Origin of the sequence: Maritimibacter dapengensis (genome assembly GCF_019218265.1) — a bacterium.
Taxonomy (GTDB): domain Bacteria; phylum Pseudomonadota; class Alphaproteobacteria; order Rhodobacterales; family Rhodobacteraceae; genus Maritimibacter; species Maritimibacter dapengensis.
Window position 1 is genome coordinate 65,125 of record NZ_JAHUZE010000002.1, and the last position, 15,922, is coordinate 81,046.

Annotated in this window: 13 protein-coding genes; 7 read left to right on the forward strand and 6 right to left on the reverse strand. The window is 62.7% G+C overall.

The window, feature by feature from the left end:
* Nucleotides 1-15 precede the first annotated feature (15 nt).
* The 6 genes from mreC to KJP28_RS06640 are packed head-to-tail and all read left to right on the forward strand — an operon-like array spanning nucleotide 16 to nucleotide 6,449.
* Nucleotides 16-1,044: a rod shape-determining protein MreC gene (mreC, locus tag KJP28_RS06615; RefSeq protein ID WP_218391789.1), complete on the forward strand. Its 1,029-nt coding sequence runs from the start codon at nucleotides 16-18 to the stop codon at nucleotides 1,042-1,044.
* On the forward strand, nucleotides 1,041-1,580 hold the full coding sequence (locus KJP28_RS06620) for a rod shape-determining protein MreD (RefSeq protein WP_218391790.1): 540 nt from the start codon (nucleotides 1,041-1,043) through the stop codon (nucleotides 1,578-1,580). Before mreC ends, KJP28_RS06620 begins: the two co-directional genes overlap by 4 nt.
* On the forward strand, nucleotides 1,577-3,520 hold the full coding sequence (gene mrdA, locus KJP28_RS06625) for a penicillin-binding protein 2 (protein ID WP_218391791.1): 1,944 nt from the start codon (nucleotides 1,577-1,579) through the stop codon (nucleotides 3,518-3,520). Before KJP28_RS06620 ends, mrdA begins: the two co-directional genes overlap by 4 nt.
* Nucleotides 3,517-4,662 carry a rod shape-determining protein RodA gene (gene rodA / locus KJP28_RS06630; RefSeq protein ID WP_218391792.1) on the forward strand — a complete coding sequence of 382 codons (1,146 nt, stop codon included), beginning with the start codon at nucleotides 3,517-3,519 and terminating at the stop codon, nucleotides 4,660-4,662. The genes mrdA and rodA overlap by 4 nt, the downstream gene beginning before the upstream one ends.
* Nucleotides 4,659-5,588, forward strand: a complete 930-nt coding sequence (locus tag KJP28_RS06635; protein WP_418887918.1) for a 2-hydroxyacid dehydrogenase — start codon at nucleotides 4,659-4,661, stop codon at nucleotides 5,586-5,588. The genes rodA and KJP28_RS06635 overlap by 4 nt, the downstream gene beginning before the upstream one ends.
* 57 nt (nucleotides 5,589-5,645) lie before the next feature.
* The gene (locus KJP28_RS06640) at nucleotides 5,646-6,449 is read left to right on the forward strand and encodes a DUF1194 domain-containing protein (protein ID WP_218391793.1); all 804 of its coding nucleotides are present in this window, start codon (nucleotides 5,646-5,648) and stop codon (nucleotides 6,447-6,449) included.
* Between the two features lie 130 nt (nucleotides 6,450-6,579).
* Here KJP28_RS06640 and scpA read toward each other — a convergent pair whose 3' ends face one another.
* The gene (scpA, locus tag KJP28_RS06645) at nucleotides 6,580-8,706 is read right to left on the reverse strand and encodes a methylmalonyl-CoA mutase (protein ID WP_218391794.1); all 2,127 of its coding nucleotides are present in this window, start codon (nucleotides 8,704-8,706) and stop codon (nucleotides 6,580-6,582) included.
* A gap of 84 nt (nucleotides 8,707-8,790) precedes the next feature.
* Here scpA and KJP28_RS06650 point away from each other — a divergent pair, with 84 nt between their 5' ends.
* Nucleotides 8,791-9,231 carry a DUF4174 domain-containing protein gene (locus KJP28_RS06650; protein ID WP_218391795.1) on the forward strand — a complete coding sequence of 147 codons (441 nt, stop codon included), beginning with the start codon at nucleotides 8,791-8,793 and terminating at the stop codon, nucleotides 9,229-9,231.
* A 13-nt stretch (nucleotides 9,232-9,244) separates the two neighbouring features.
* Here KJP28_RS06650 and KJP28_RS06655 read toward each other — a convergent pair whose 3' ends face one another.
* From KJP28_RS06655 to KJP28_RS06675, 5 genes are all read right to left on the reverse strand, one after another.
* The gene (locus KJP28_RS06655; RefSeq protein ID WP_218391796.1) at nucleotides 9,245-10,840 is read right to left on the reverse strand and encodes a hypothetical protein; all 1,596 of its coding nucleotides are present in this window, start codon (nucleotides 10,838-10,840) and stop codon (nucleotides 9,245-9,247) included.
* 144 nt (nucleotides 10,841-10,984) lie between these two features.
* The gene (locus KJP28_RS06660; protein WP_218391797.1) at nucleotides 10,985-13,030 is read right to left on the reverse strand and encodes an ATP-binding protein; all 2,046 of its coding nucleotides are present in this window, start codon (nucleotides 13,028-13,030) and stop codon (nucleotides 10,985-10,987) included.
* 339 nt (nucleotides 13,031-13,369) lie between these two features.
* The gene (locus KJP28_RS06665; RefSeq protein ID WP_418887919.1) at nucleotides 13,370-13,783 is read right to left on the reverse strand and encodes a hypothetical protein; all 414 of its coding nucleotides are present in this window, start codon (nucleotides 13,781-13,783) and stop codon (nucleotides 13,370-13,372) included.
* 1 nt (nucleotide 13,784) lies between these two features.
* Nucleotides 13,785-14,198 carry a DUF6497 family protein gene (locus tag KJP28_RS06670; RefSeq protein WP_255552260.1) on the reverse strand — a complete coding sequence of 138 codons (414 nt, stop codon included), beginning with the start codon at nucleotides 14,196-14,198 and terminating at the stop codon, nucleotides 13,785-13,787.
* 58 nt (nucleotides 14,199-14,256) lie between these two features.
* On the reverse strand, nucleotides 14,257-15,789 hold the full coding sequence (locus KJP28_RS06675; protein WP_218391798.1) for an acyl-CoA carboxylase subunit beta: 1,533 nt from the start codon (nucleotides 15,787-15,789) through the stop codon (nucleotides 14,257-14,259).
* Nucleotides 15,790-15,922: the final 133 nt, after the last annotated feature.

The following is a 15,922-nucleotide window of genomic DNA, read 5'->3' on the forward strand; positions in this document are numbered from 1 at the left end:
GGTCAGGGGGCCAACTTGGCGAAACCGACACGAACACGGAATGAGGATTACGTAGGCCCGGTCAGGCGCATCCTGATCGGTCTGACGCTATTTGTCCTCTTCGCCCTGTTCCTGTTGTGGCGGATCGACAGCCCGCGCGTGGAACGCTTCCGCGCCGATCTGGTAGACAAGGTGGTGCCGAGTTTCGAATGGGCGCTGGTGCCGGTCACCAAGGTCAGCGACATGGCCGAGGAATTTCAGAGCTACTCGAGGATATACGAGCAAAATCAGGAACTTCGCCGGGAATTGCAGCAGTTGAAGGCCTGGAAGGAAGCTGCCCTTCAACTCGAGCAGGAAAACGCGAAACTGCGTGACCTGAACAATGTGCGGCTCGACGCGCGGCTCTCTTACGTGACCGGTGTGGTTCTGGCCGACAGCGGCTCTCCGTTCCGGCAATCGGTCCTGATCAATCTCGGGGCCCGCGACGGTCTTGTTGACGGTTGGGCGGCGATGGACGGGCTTGGGCTTGTGGGCCGGATTTCCGGTGTCGGAGAGCGCACGGCGCGGGTGATCCTGCTGACAGATTCGAACTCACGTATTCCCGTCACGGTGCAGCCCTCTGGCCAGACCGCGATCCTTTCAGGCGACAATTCCTCTGCTCCGCCGCTGGATTTCATCGAAAATCGCGATCTCGTGCGACCCGGCGATCGGGTCATGTCCTCCGGCGACGGCGGTGTTTTCCCGGCCGGGCTTCTGGTGGGCGAGATCGTGCAGGACAGGGATCGTCGGCTGCGCGTTCGCTTGTCGGCTGACTACGAACGCCTTCAATTCCTCCGCGTTCTGCGTTCCCATCCGGGCGAAGCTGTCATGGACGACGGTGCCTTGCTGGTGATGAACCCGGTGCTCGCCCCGGTCTCCGAGGGGGACACGAGCAGGTGTTCCGACACCGAAGCTTCCGGGACCGACACCTCCGAGCCTGACACCTCCCAGACTGACACCATATCGGACCGACCCGAAGATTGCCCCCCGGATGACCCGGAGCAGACGGTGGAGGTCACCCAATGATCGACCCGTATCTCCTGCGTCGCGCGCTCTATGCGCTGGGGTTCGTTCTTCTGTCAGCGGCGATCCTGTTCGTGCGGATCCTGCCGATCGACACCGGACCTGGGGGGTTTCCGCCCCCAGACCTGATCCTGTGCTTCGCGTTCGCCTGGTCCGTTCGGCGCCCCGACTACCTTCCCGTCGTCGTTGTCATTGCCGTGCTCATCGTGGCCGACATGCTGACGCTTTCGGCCCCATTTCTCGCGCCGTTTCTCGCACTCATCGCGCTCGAGACTTTGCGGTCCCGCCGGGCGCAACTGGCCGATCAGGGGTTCGTCGTCGAATGGGTTCTTGTCGGTACGATATTCACCCTGATGATGCTTGCAGAGCGGCTGATCCTCGGTCTGTTTCTCGTCCCCCAGCCCGCGTTCGGTCTGTCGGTTCTCGAGACGCTCGTCTCGGCCGTCTTCTATCCGATCGCCGTCTTGATTACGACGCTGGGGCTTCGCGTGACCTGGCTCAAACCCGGTGCGCTTGACCCGGAGGCGCAGGTGCCATGAGACGTTCTCCGGTCGACACCGAAAAAAGCGCACGTGTCGTGACACGCCGCGGCCTCCTTCTGGGTGGGGCACAACTGGCGATGGCGGGCGTGCTCGTTGGCCGTATGCGGTTCATGCAGGTCGATCAGGCGGACGAATACCGCACCCTCGCGGACGAAAACCGCATCAACCTCCGGCTCCTTCCGCCGGCGCGCGGCCTGATCTTCGACCGAAAAGGCGTGCTCTTGGCGGGGAACGAGCAGAATTACTCCATCGTCATGGTGCGAGAAGAGGCGGGCGACCCCGAAGCGGTGATCGAACGACTGGAAAAGCTCGTCTGGCTCGATCCGGAAAACACCGCGAACGCTTTGGAAGAGATGCACCGTCGCTCGCCCTTCGTTCCGGTGACGATCGCTGAGCGAGTGTCGTGGCAAGACGTGTCGGAAGTTGCCATCAACGCACCCGCGCTCCCCGGCGTCACTCCGCAAATGGGCCTGAGCCGCATTTATCCTCTCGGCTCGGATTTCGCCCATGTCATCGGATATGTCGGCCCGGTGTCGGATTATGATCTGTCCCGGATCGAGGACCCGGACCCCTTGTTGCAAATTCCGCGTTTCCAGATCGGCAAGACCGGCGTGGAGACCAAGCTGGAATCGCATCTGCGGGGCGAGGCGGGAACGAAACGGATCGAGGTCAACGCGGTCGGGCGCGTGATGCGTGAATTGGACCGGGAAGAGGGCGTTCCGGGGTCCAACATCCAACTGACGGTGAACCACGCGCTTCAGAATTTCGCCGAGGCGCGTCTGGCCGGCGAAAGCGCGGCAGCAGTCGTCCTGGACCCGCGCAACGGCGATATCCTCGCCATCGCGTCCGCGCCGTCCTTCGACCCGAACAAATTCGTGCGCGGCATCTCGGTCTCGGATTACAACGCGCTGCTCGAAGATCCGTATCGCCCGCTCGCCAACAAGACCGCGCAGGGCACTTATCCGCCGGGGTCGACCTTCAAGATGGTGACAGCGCTCGCCGCGCTTGAATCCGGCGAGATCGACACCGAAGAGACGATCACCTGTCGCGGGTCCATCGAAATCTACAACCGTCGTTTCCATTGCTGGAGCCGCGGCGGCCACGGGCGCGTGGACCTTGTGAAAAGCCTGCGCGAAAGCTGCGACGTATATTTCTACGAACTGGCGCAAAGAGTCGGGATTGAACGGATTTCCGAAATGGCGCGCAAGCTGGGCCTCGGGATGCGCTACGACGTGCCGCTGTCCGGCGTGGCCGAAGGGCTGATCCCGACGAAGGACTGGAAGCGTGAAGTGCGGGGTGCCGACTGGGTGGTGGGTGACAGCCTCAACGCCGCAATCGGGCAGGGCTTCGTGCTCGCCTCACCCCTGCAACTGGCGGTAATGACGTCTCGTATCGCATCGGGGAATGCGGTCCTGCCACGGCTTGTGCGCTCCATCGACGGGGTCGAGCAGCCGGTCCTGAGCACGGAAGGTCTGGACATCGACCCACGGAACCTCGCCGCCGTTCAGCAAGGGATGTACGAAGTGGTCAACGGGGCGCGTGGCACTGGCGGTGGCTCCCGCATCGTGGCCGATGGTGTGCGCATGGCAGGCAAGACCGGCACCAGCCAGGTCCGCAATATCACCGCCGCCGAGCGCGCCGCGGGCGTGTTCCGAAACGAAGACCTGCCGTGGGAGCGCCGCGACCACGCGCTGTTCGTCAGCTATGCGCCGCATGACGCGCCGGAAGTCGCGGTGTCGGTCGTGGTCGAACATGGCGGTGGCGGCTCGACCGCCGCGGCCCCCATTGCGCGCGACATCGTTCTGGCCGCGCTCTACGACGGTGTGCCGCCGCTCGACGCCTATCCGTCCTCGCAACGCGGCACTATCCGCTCGCGCTTCGACGCGATGGAATTGCGTGAACCGCAGGCGCCGTCAGAAGGGCGGAGCCGCGCATGAGTTTTCTCGAGTACAACGTTAAGGTCACGCCAACCGGCCTGTCGAAGGTCTTCTATTACAACTGGGTGCTGGCTCTGTTGCTGGCTGCGGCGGCGAGTGTCGGGTTCCTGATGCTCTATTCGGTCGCGGGCGGGTCGTTCTCACCCTGGGCCGAGCCGCAGATGAAACGCTTCGCGCTGGGGTTCGTGGCGATGTTCGTCATCGGCATGGTCCCGATCTACTTCTGGCGCAACGTCTCTGCGCTGGCCTTCGGCGCGTCTCTGATCCTGCTGATCGCCGTTGAATTCATGGGCGAGATCGGCATGGGCGCGCAGCGCTGGATCGACCTCGGGTTCATCCGCCTGCAACCTTCGGAATTGACGAAGATCACGCTCGTCATGGTGATCGCGGCCTATTACGACTGGCTCGACGTGAACAAGGTGTCGCGTCCGCTCTGGGTGCTGATCCCGGTGGTTCTGATCCTCGTCCCGACCTATCTCACTCTGCGCCAGCCCGACCTTGGGACCGCGATCCTGCTGTCGGCCGGCGGCGGCGTGATGATGTTTCTGGCGGGTGTTCACATCCTTTATTTCCTCGTCGTGATCGGGGCGGGCGTGGGCGTGGTCGCCGCCGTCTTTGCCTCGCGCGGGACGGAATGGCAGCTACTGCAGGATTACCAGTACCGTCGGATCGACACGTTTCTTGACCCGGCCTCGGACCCACTCGGCGCGGGGTACCACATCACGCAATCCAAGATCGCGCTGGGCTCTGGTGGCTGGACAGGACGCGGGTTCATGCAAGGGACGCAATCCCGGCTGAACTTCCTGCCGGAAAAGCACACCGACTTCATCTTCACGACGCTCGCCGAGGAATTCGGCTTCGTGGGCGCGGCGTCGCTGCTTGCGGTCTACGTGGCGATCATCATTTTCTGCATCGCCTCGGCGGTGCGCAACGCGGACCGCTACGGATCGCTCCTGACGCTCGGAATGGCGGCGACGTTCTTTTTCTTCTTCGCCGTCAACATGTCGATGGTCATGGGGCTGGCCCCGGTCGTCGGCGTGCCGCTACCGCTGGTGAGCTACGGCGGCTCGGCCATGCTGATCCTGATGATGGGCTTCGGTCTCGTCCAATCCGCCCATGTCCACAGGCCCCGCTCCAAGTGACGCTCAACGTCCAGATGCTTCTGAAGCCCGAGGCGGTCGGGACATGGCGCCCGGCGCTCGCTGCGGCCTTTGCCGAGGCCGGCCTCGATGTCGCGCTCGCGACGGATCACGCGCCCGATCACGTCGATTACGTGATCTATGCGCCGCATGGCGCGGTCGATCTTTCCGACTACACGCGCACGAAGCTGGTGCAGGGGCTCTGGGCCGGGGTCGAGACGATTATCGCGAACCCGACACTGACACAGCCCTACGCCCGCATGGTCGACGATGGGTTGCGCGAGGGCATGGTGGAATGGGTGACGGGGCATGTCCTGCACCATCACCTCGGAATCGATGCACATATTCAGCGGACAACGCCGGAGTGGTCGCCGGTTGCGCCCCCGCTGGCCCGCGACCGGCGCGTCACGGTGCTGGGTCTGGGCGAGCTGGGGGAGGCCTGCGCCACGGCGCTTGCCGCGCTGAATTTCCAGGTCGCAGGGTGGAGCCGCAGCCCGAAACGGATCGCCAATGTCACCTGCTTCGCGGGCGATGACGGGTTGGCGGATGCCTTGGCGCATGGCGAAATCCTCGTCCTTTTGCTACCCGCGACCCCTGCGACCGAAAGCATTCTGAACGACCGGGCGCTTGCGCGAATGCCAAAGGGTGCGGTGGTTCTGAACCCCGGGCGCGGCGCGTTGATCGACGACGATGCGTTGCTCACGGCGCTCGACGCAGGGCAGGTCGCCCATGCGACGCTCGACACGTTCCGCATCGAACCGCTCCCAAAGGAGCATCCGTACTGGTCCCATCCGCGCGTCACCGTGACGCCTCATATCGCGTCGGAAACCCGGCCCGAGACCGCGTCACGGATCGTGGCCGACAATGTCGCGCGCGTCGAACGCGGGGACACGCCACGTTATCTGGTCGACAAAAGTCGCGGCTACTGATCCCGCGCGCCTTTATGTGATTGGACAGGGCAGGGTGCGCTTCGCATGATCTGACCCATGTTTCGGATCATCGCTTTGCTTGCCGCCCTTATGCTTCCTGTCACCGCGTTCGCGCAGGACGAAAACTGGGTGGACCTCGAACTCGTCCTGATGGTCGACGTGTCACGCTCGATGACCGAGAACGAGCTTGAAATCCAACGGGTCGGCTATGTCGAAGCCCTGCGCTCGGACGACGTGCTGGCGGCGATCGAGTCTGGCTACACGGGACGCGTCGCGATCACCTATGTCGAATGGGCCGGGTCGCAACATGTCATCGTGCCCTGGCGCGTGGTCGAGACGCGCGAAGACCTCGATGCCTTCGCGGCGGAATTATCGGTGACCTTCAACCCGGCCTTCCGTCGCACTTCGATCTCCGAGGCGCTTTATTTCGGCGCGCGGCTGCTCGAGGACAACGAGTACATGGGCGACCGCCGCGTGATAGACATTTCCGGCGACGGCCCGAACAACCAGGGGCGTTTCGTCGACATGGCGCGCGACTGGGTGGTGGCGCAGGGTATCGTCATCAACGGCCTGCCGCTTCTGACCCGCGAGGGGATGGGAAGCCAGTGGCATCTGGAAGGCCTCGATCTCTACTACGAAGCTTGCGTCATCGGCGGGCTGGGCGCCTTCGTGCTCCCTGTGCTGGACTGGGACGACTTCGCGGAGGCCGTGAAGAAGAAGATGGTCATGGAAATCGTGATCGGCGGCATGCGGGAGGAAGGCGACCTCCTGCATCGCGCCCAGTTCGGCGCGCCCAACCCGCTTGATTGTCAGATCGGCGAAAAGATGTGGGAAGCCCGACGCGGCTACGGCATGCCGTAATCAAATCGCGCGCGCCAAGGCGCGCACAGGTTTTGCGCTGACGCGCGGGGGGGGGGCGTTGCCCCCCACGCCATGGTCGCAGGCGACCACGGCGTTCCCCCCAGGATATTTGAAGACCGGAAAGGCCGGGTTACTTGCGCGCGTCCCGCACGATTTTCAGGATGTCTTTCGCGGCGTCCGGAATGTTGGTGCCGGGGCCGAAAATGGCTTTCACGCCGGCTTTCGTGAGAAACTCGTAATCCTGGTGCGGGATGACCCCGCCGCAGATGACGATGATGTCCTCGGCGTCCTGCGCCTTCAGCGCCTCGATGAGTTTCGGGGCGAGCGTCTTGTGACCCGCCGCCTGAGACGAGATGCCGACCACGTGGACGTCGTTGTCGACCGCATCCTGCGCGGCCTCTTCCGGCGTCTGGAAGAGCGGGCCCACATCCACGTCGAAACCGATGTCGGCGAAGGCGGTCGCGATGACCTTGGCACCGCGATCATGGCCGTCCTGCCCCATCTTGACGACGAGCATACGGGGACGGCGTCCCTCTTCCTCGGCGAATTTCTCGACATCCGCCTGGATCGCCGCGAAGCCCTCGTCGCCTTCATAGGCAGCGCCGTAGACACCGGCGAGGGTCTTCACTTCGGCGCGGTGGCGTCCGAATTCCTTTTCCATGGCCATCGAGATTTCTCCGACTGTGGCCCGTGCGCGTGCCGCTTCCACGGCCGCCTCGAGCAGGTTGCCGCCTTCCGTGGCACGGCGGGTGAGTTCATCGAGTGCCGCATCGCAGGCGGGCTGGTCGCGCTCGGCGCGTATGCGTTCCAGCGCCTTCACCTGGCCGTCACGGACCTTGACGTTGTCCACGTCGAGGATGTCGATCGGGTCTTCGGTTTCCTTGCGGTACTTGTTCACGCCGACGATCACCTCATCCCCGCGGTCGATATCGGCCTGACGCCGCGCCGCGGTTTCCTCGATCCTGAGTTTCGGCATCCCCGAGGCGACGGCCTTGGTCATGCCGCCCATCTCCTCGACCTCCTCCATCAGCGCCCAGGCTTTCTCGGCCAGCTCATGGGTGAGGCTCTCGACGTAGTAGGAGCCCGCGAGCGGGTCGACCACGTTGGTGATCCCCGTCTCCTCCTGAAGGATGAGCTGCGTATTGCGCGCGATCCGTGCCGAGAATTCGGTGGGGAGCGCGATGGCCTCGTCCAGTGCGTTGGTGTGGAGGCTCTGCGTGCCGCCGAGCGCCGCCGACATGGCCTCATACGCCGTTCGCACGACGTTGTTGTACGGGTCCTGTTCCTGCAAGCTGACGCCCGAGGTCTGACAATGGGTGCGCAGCATCTTGGAGCGTTCCTGCTTGGCACCCGCTTCCTCCATGATCCGGTACCACAGCAGACGCGCGGCCCTGAGTTTGGCGGCCTCCATGAAGAAGTTCATGCCGATGGCGAAGAAGAACGACAGGCGGCCCGCGAACTTGTCCACGTCCATGCCCGCTTCCATCGCGGCTTTGACGTATTCCTTGCCGTCCGCCAGCGTGAACGCCAGTTCCTGGACGAGGTTCGCTCCGGCTTCCTGCATGTGGTAGCCGGAGATTGAGATCGAGTTGAAACGCGGCATCTCGTTCGAGGTGTATTCGATGATGTCCGAGATGATCCGCATCGACGGTTCGGGCGGATAGATATAGGTGTTTCGGACCATGAACTCCTTGAGGATGTCGTTCTGGATGGTGCCCGAAAGCACGCCGCGATCATGGCCCTGTTCTTCGCCGGTCACGATGAAATTGGCGAGGATCGGGATCACGGCGCCGTTCATCGTCATGGACACGGAGACTTGATCGAGCGGGATACCGTCGAACAGGATCTTCATGTCCTCCACGCTGTCGATGGCGACACCGGCCTTGCCCACATCGCCGACCACGCGTTCGTGATCGCTGTCGTAGCCGCGGTGGGTCGCGAGGTCGAAGGCGACCGAGACGCCCTGTTGCCCGGCGGCCAGCGCCTTGCGGTAAAACGCGTTTGATTCCTCGGCTGTCGAGAAGCCCGCATATTGCCGGATCGTCCAAGGACGGCCCGCGTACATCGTGGCTTTGACGCCGCGTGTGAAGGGCCCCATGCCCGGCACGCCACCCATATGCGGAAGGCTCTCCGTGTCCTCAGCCGTATAGAGCGGCTTGACCGTGATCCCCTCGAGCGTTTCCCAGTTCAGGTCGTCAAGGCTGCGCCCGCGAAGTTCCCTCTCCGCGATCTTCTTCCATTCGCTCGTGTCACTCACTGGCAGGCTCCTTCTGTCGGGGCGTCAAATCCGCCCGTTGTGTGCTGGCCTCCGGCCCCTATATTGTGGGGTAAGGGAGACAAGATGCTGAAAATTCTATCTCTTGCGGCGCTGGTCGCTTTCACGGGTCCAAGCGCGATGGCGGCGCAGGAAGCGCCCGATCTGCGCATCATCGACGCGGGCGACGTGACGCTCGACGACTTCCTGTGGGAAGCGCGCCCGCTCGTCGTGTTTGCAGACAGTCCGAACGACCCGAATTTCGTCGAGCAGTTGGAACTCATCACGCAGGACAGCGCGCGGCTGATCGAACGCGAGGTGGTCGTCATCACCGACACCGACCCGGATGCGCGGTCGGACGTGCGGCTGGAGTTGCGGCCGCGCGGCTTCATGATCGTGCTGATCGGCAAGGACGGGCAGAAATACCTGCGCAAACCGTTCCCGTGGAGCGTGCGCGAACTCACCCGGTCGATCGACAAGATGCCGATCCGTGTGCAGGAGGTCGAGAAAGCCCGCACGGTGCGGTAGGGCGCTCGGTCGGTCACGGTTCCATCCCTTCGTCCCAGATGAATTCGCTGTGCGGAAGGAGCGTCGGGGTCCAGGCGGATACCGCGTCCCGCATCATGTCCACATGTTCTGGCCCGGTTGCGAAGAACGACACGGTGTAGCCCCCGAGGAACCCGCCCGAGATTGTCAGGTTCAGGCGCCCGATCCGCACCCAGTCTTCTCCGATCCCATCCTCGAACCAGTTTTCGTACACCAGTGCAGCAGGAACGTCGTATTTTTCGGTCAGGGTGCCGGTCCATCCCGGCGTCGCATGGTCAAGCCGCATGACCCGGGCCTCGGCGGAGGCCAGCCCCCATAGATCAAGCACGTAATTCGGGTTCTGGAACGCGACCCAGCCAAGGTCGTTCACCGCCACATCGGTGCCGAGGTATTCCTTCGCAAAAACGGCCATCTGGGCTTGTTGCAGGTGGATTGCGCGACCGCATCTTGCCGTCTCGAAGAAGGCGACCGGAGTCTTGTAAGCGACCATCCCGCCCAGGATCACCCCGGCCACACCGGCGATGGCCGCGATATTCGGGCGTTTGTCGCCCATCGCCTTGGGGATCAACGCGAGAAGGCCGCCCCCCGCGATGACGAGGATGTATTGTTCATAGCGGTTCAGCCAACCGATCTGGCCAAAAGCGAGATGTGCGAATGTGGCCAGAATGATCACGGCGGCGAAAATGCCCCATCGGCTGCTTTTCAGCCGCGGCGACATGCGCCAGAGAACGAGAGACGCGAGGGCAAACCCAGCGAGCAGCATGCCGGGCGCCTCGCGAAGGTTGACCACGAGGATCGTCAGGCGTCGCACGACAAAGGAAATCTCCTCTGGGTTGGTGAGCGCCAGCTTCGCCTTGACCGAGGACGGCGTCGGGTCGAGCCCCAGAGAGGTCAGCCAAAGCGCAAAAAGTCCGAGTGGCAGAACCCCGACAACCGCGGTTGCCATGCCGAGGCCTCGTTTACCGGTGAGGAACACGGCCCCAGCGGCAAGCAGGGCGAGCGCCGCGCCTTCCATCCTGAGGGCGGTGCCGAAAAAGACGCCCGCAAGGATCAACGCCGTGCCGCCTCGGTCGGTTAAATGTCGGTGCAGGCCCAGCACAACCGCGAGCGCCGCCGCCGCGTGAAGCGTGTGCTCCATGCCCACGTAAGCCACCATCGGCATCATGAGGGCGATCGGCCCCAGAATGGCGGCGATCATGCCGAGGCCGCGCCAGCCTTCGCGCGAATATCCCGCTTCGAACAGAAGTCGACCCCAGAACAGCGCAGCGCATATGAGGCCAGCGAGGTTCCAGAGCAGCGGCAGGAACCGGTGGAACTCGGTGCCATTGAAGGGAATGAGGAGGAGGGGATAGAGCGCAGACGAACCGGGAGAAGACATATCCTGTAGGTTCACACCATAGCCGCCCTGGGCGATGGTTTCGGCGATGGCGAGGTGGATATACGGATCATCGAGCGGGTATTCGAAAGCCCCCGCAAGATAGAATGACACTGCCTGCAACAGCGCGAAGACCGCAACCGACGACAAGATCGACAATGTGGGCAACGCGGGGAGCGTGCGTGTGCCGGTCTCTTCGAAGGTTGTATCGGTCATCGACTTGCCTCATCGCTTGTTCGTTTTCGGCAAGAAATAGCAGAAATTTGGGGCGGAAATACGGGCAACAGGCCGGATTCGGACAAGGCGAGTCTTTCTCGCACCATGTCTTCCGACCTTATTTCGCGCTTCCGCCCCATACCGTCATTCGAACTCGATGATCACCTCGTCAACCGCGAGGCTGTCGCCGGGACCGGCATTGACCTTGGAAACGACCCCCTGCTTTTCGGCGCGCAGGATGTTCTCCATCTTCATCGCCTCGATCGTGCAAAGCGCCTGACCTTCCTGCACCTCTTGGCCGACCTCGACGTCGATCTTCACGACCAGACCCGGCATCGGGCAGAGCAGCATCTTGGAGGTGTCGGGCGGCAGTTTCTCGGGCATGAGTTGCGCCAGTTCGTGCGCGCGCGGCGTGCGAACATGGACCTTGAGATCCGCGCCCCGGCTGCGAATACGGAAGCCGTTGGTGATCTTGCCGACCTTGAGGACAAGTGGTTCGCCGTCGATATCGATTTCGGCAAGCTGGTCGCCCGGCGTCCAGTCAGACGATACCCGCTGCACCGACCCGTCGTCGTGGGTCACGGTCGCGCCGCCACGGTCGGCGTCGATGTGAACCGGGAAATCCTTACCCTGCAGGCTCACGACCCAATCGGTTCCGACCACGCGTTCGTGGTTGTCCATCCGCCCGGATACGCGGGTGCGACGGATTTCGGTGACGCGATACATCGCTGCCGCCGCCGCCGCGATCTGCTTCAACGACGGATCAGACAGCGTGACGCCTTCGAACCCGTCCGGGTATTCTTCGGCAATGAAGGCCGTCGTCATGTCGCCGGAGACGAATTTCGGGTGATCCATGACGGCTGCGAGGAACGGGAGGTTGTGCCCGATCCCCTCGACCTCGAAGCTGTCGAGCGCAATGCGCATCGCTTCGATGGCCTCGTCCCGCGTCGGCGCCCAGGTGCAGAGCTTGGCGATCATCGGGTCGTAATACATGGAAATCTCGCCGCCTTCGAAAACGCCGGTATCGTTGCGCACGGCGGTTTCGCCTTCGGGCGCGTCGCCTTGCCACTTGCCGTTGATGAGCAGCGGACCGGCGGCAGTTTCCTCTGGCGGACGATAGCGGGTCAGACGCCCGATGGAGGGCAGGAAGTTGCGATAAGGGTCTTCGGCATAAAGCCGGTTCTCAATCGCCCAGCCGGTCAGCGTCACATCGTCCTGTGTGATGGTCAGCTCTTCGCCATTGGCCACGCGGATCATCTGTTCCACGAGGTCGACACCGGTGATGAGCTCGGTCACCGGGTGTTCCACCTGAAGCCGGGTGTTCATTTCGAGGAAGTAGAAGTTCTTTTCGCCATCGACGATGAACTCAACCGTCCCCGCGCTTGCGTAGCCGACGGCTTTCGCCAGCGCGACGGCCTGCTCGCCCATGGCTTTTCGGGTCTCTTCGTCGAGGAAGGGCGAGGGGGCCTCTTCCACGACCTTCTGGTTCCGGCGCTGGATCGAGCATTCCCGCTCGCCCAGGTAGATGCCGTTGCCATGTGCGTCGCACAGCACCTGAATTTCGATGTGGCGCGGTTGCGTCACGAATTTCTCTATGAAGATACGGTCATCGCCAAAACTATTGGCGGCCTCGTTCTTGGACGACTGGAAGCCTTCACGCGCCTCTTCGTCATTCCACGCGATCCGCATCCCCTTGCCGCCGCCACCGGCAGAGGCCTTGATCATCACCGGATAGCCGATCTCGTTGGAAATCTTCACCGCCTCGTCCGCGTCTTCGATCAGGCCCATGTAACCCGGCACGGTCGAGACATCGGCCTCCTGCGCGATCTTCTTCGAGGTGATCTTGTCGCCCATCGCCTCGATCGCGCCTTTCGGCGGCCCGATAAAGGCGACACCGGCGGCATCCAGCGCCTCGGCGAACTTGGCGTTCTCCGACAGGAACCCGTAGCCCGGATGCACGGCTTCCGCTCCGGTTTGCTTGATCGCGTCCATGACCTTGTCGATCACGATGTAGGACTGGTTCGCGGGCGGCGGCCCGATATGCACCGCCTCGTCCGCCATCGCGACATGCAGGGCGTGTTTGTCCGCATCCGAATAGATGGCGACCGTCTCGATCCCCATCTTCTTCGCGGTCTTGATGACCCGGCAGGCGATTTCGCCACGGTTGGCAATCAGGATCTTCTTGAACATGTCCTGTCCCTCTTTGTTAGCGGTGTTGGCGGCTTTGCCGCGATGTCTGGTGGGTCGCATCCCGTCCCGTCGCGCCCCGGCGATGGGGCACGGCGCCCACATGAACCGGGTCGCGCAAATAGCAGGGATACAAAGAAAAATCCCCGGCCCGCCGAACGGCGGAACCGGGGAGAAGGGGAAGGGTAACGGTTTGACTAAACCAAGCAGGGGAAGGGGATAGCTTCCCTGCCATGGCTTCAACATAAGCGCAGAATTGGCCACGGGTAGAGCGTGCTGTGAACAGTCCGGCCAAATGAGCGCAACTTTGCGTAAATCCAAGCAGGGCAGGCGAAAAGATGCTCATTCGTCGTCCCATCCTTCGTCATCGAACCCGTCGAATCCGAAATCCTCGTCCTCCGAGAACACCTCCGGAAAACTCGCCTCGGCCACTTTTCGGTCGATGATGAGCAGGGCTTCGTAATCCGCCGGATCGAACGGGTCGGAATAGGGTTTCACCTCGCGCCCGAACAGCCATGACAGCCGCCCCGCGTCGAGATTGCCGCGCTCGAACGGCTCTTCGCCGAAATGGTCCCAAAGCGCGGCCATGAAACCCATATCGGCCCGTTTGTCGGCCGGGCGACGGTCCTTGTAGCGTTCGCGCTGGGTGATCGGTGTCGCGCCCTTCTTGTTGGCGCGGCGCAGGGTGAACTGGAAATCCGTGCCGGGAAGGCGTCCGGGAAACCCGCGATGTTTGAGCATGTAGGGAAGCGCCATGTCAGAACCCCTCCCACGTGCAGGTTTCCCCGTCGAAGGCATAGGCCTCGAAGATCTGGGCTGCCTCGGGGGCCGGTTCCCCGAATGGCACTTCGCGATCCGCGATCGAAACGATGATCTGTTGGGGCTGCGGTCCCATCTCCGTGATCCGTTCAAGCGCATAAGTCTCGCACAGGAACGCGGTGTCGGCCTCCATACCGTCGAAATCGAGCTCGTCGATCGTGGCGGCAAGGTCGGGGTCGAGAAAACGGAACCTGACTGTCAGCCCCGCAGGCCCCGGCTCCCCCCAGATCACGTCGTGAAAGGTGACAGCCTTGCCGGACGGCAATTCGATCTCGTCGGCCAGCACCACGCCCGGCAGGAGCGCAAGCGGTATTGCGAGCGCGCGCACCGCATGGCGCGTACGGCCCGCCAACGAGTTTCGCTTGTTCCGACACATCCTGAGCATCCGTTCCGTCCTGTCCTGCCTGAACTCAGAGCGGAATGTTATCGTGCTTCTTCCACGGGTTCGTGAGCTTCTTGTTGCGAAGGCTCGCGAAGGCGCGGGAGACGCGCTTGCGGGTGCTTTCGGGCCGGATCACCTCGTCGATGAACCCGCGTTCGGCGGCGACGAAGGGGTTGGCGAAACGGTCCTCGTAATCCTGCGTATGACGCGCGATCTTGTCGGCATCGCCCAGATCGCCGCGATGGATGATCTCGGTCGCACCCTTGGCCCCCATCACCGCGATCTCGGCAGTCGGCCAGGCGTAGTTGAAATCACCGCGCAGGTGCTTGGACGCCATGACGTCATAGGCCCCGCCATAAGCCTTGCGGGTGATGACCGTGACTTTCGGCACCGTCGCCTCGCCGTAAGCAAAGAGCAGTTTCGCGCCATGCTTGATGACGCCGCCGTATTCCTGCCCTGTGCCCGGAAGGAAGCCGGGAACGTCCACGAAGGTCAGGATCGGGATCTCGAAGGCGTCGCAGAACCGCACGAACCGCGCGGCCTTGCGGCTCGAGTCGATGTCGAGACACCCCGCGAGCACCATCGGCTGGTTCGCCACCACGCCCACGGTCTGACCCTCGAGCCGGATGAACCCCGTGATGATGTTCTTCGCGAAGTCTTCCTGGATCTCGTAAAAATCGCCTTCATCCGCGACCTTCTCGATCAGTTCCTTCATGTCATAAGGCGTATTCGCATTCGCCGGAACGAGCGTGTTGAGGCTTTCGTCGAGCCGCCCCGGTTCATCGAAGAACGGGCGCACGGGCGGCTTTTCACGGTTGTTGAGCGGCAGAAAGTCAACCAGGCGACGGACCTCGGTCAGCGCCTCGACATCGTTGTCGAACGCCCCGTCCGCGACAGAGGATTTCTTGGTATGGGTCGATGCGCCGCCAAGCTCTTCGGCGGTCACGACCTCGTTCGTCACGGTTTTCACCACGTCGGGGCCGGTGACGAACATGTAAGACGTGTCTTTCACCATGAAGATGAAGTCGGTCATAGCGGGGGAGTAGACCGCACCGCCCGCACACGGCCCCATGATGACGGAGATCTGCGGCACCACGCCCGAGGCCATGATGTTGCGCTGGAATACCTCGGCGTAGCCCGCGAGCGAGGCGACGCCTTCCTGAATGCGCGCACCACCCGAATCGTTCAACCCGATGACCGGGGCGCCGTTCTGCACCGCCATATCCATGATCTTGCAGATCTTCTCGGCATGGGTCTCCGACAGCGAACCACCGAACACGGTGAAATCCTGCGAGAAGACATAGACCAGCCGACCATTGATCGTGCCCCAGCCCGTGATCACACCGTCACCGGGATGTTGTTGTTTTTCCATCCCGAAATCGGTGCAACGATGCGCTTTGAACATATCGAATTCTTCAAAGCTCTCTTCGTCGAGAAGCAGCTCGATACGTTCACGCGCGGTCAGCTTGCCCTTGGCGTGCTGGCTTTCTATCCGCTTTTCGCCACCACCGAGCTTGGCCACGCCACGACGCTGTTCGAGTTCGTGAATGATATCCTTCATCGGGCACTCCTCCTGATTTTCGCTGCAACCTAACGGTGCCGCGGCGTAATCCCAACCGGAATCCCGCGTATTTGCAAACGTTTGGTCGATATCAACTTGCGAATTGCAAATGTGCAAATTTTCCGCGCAGGAA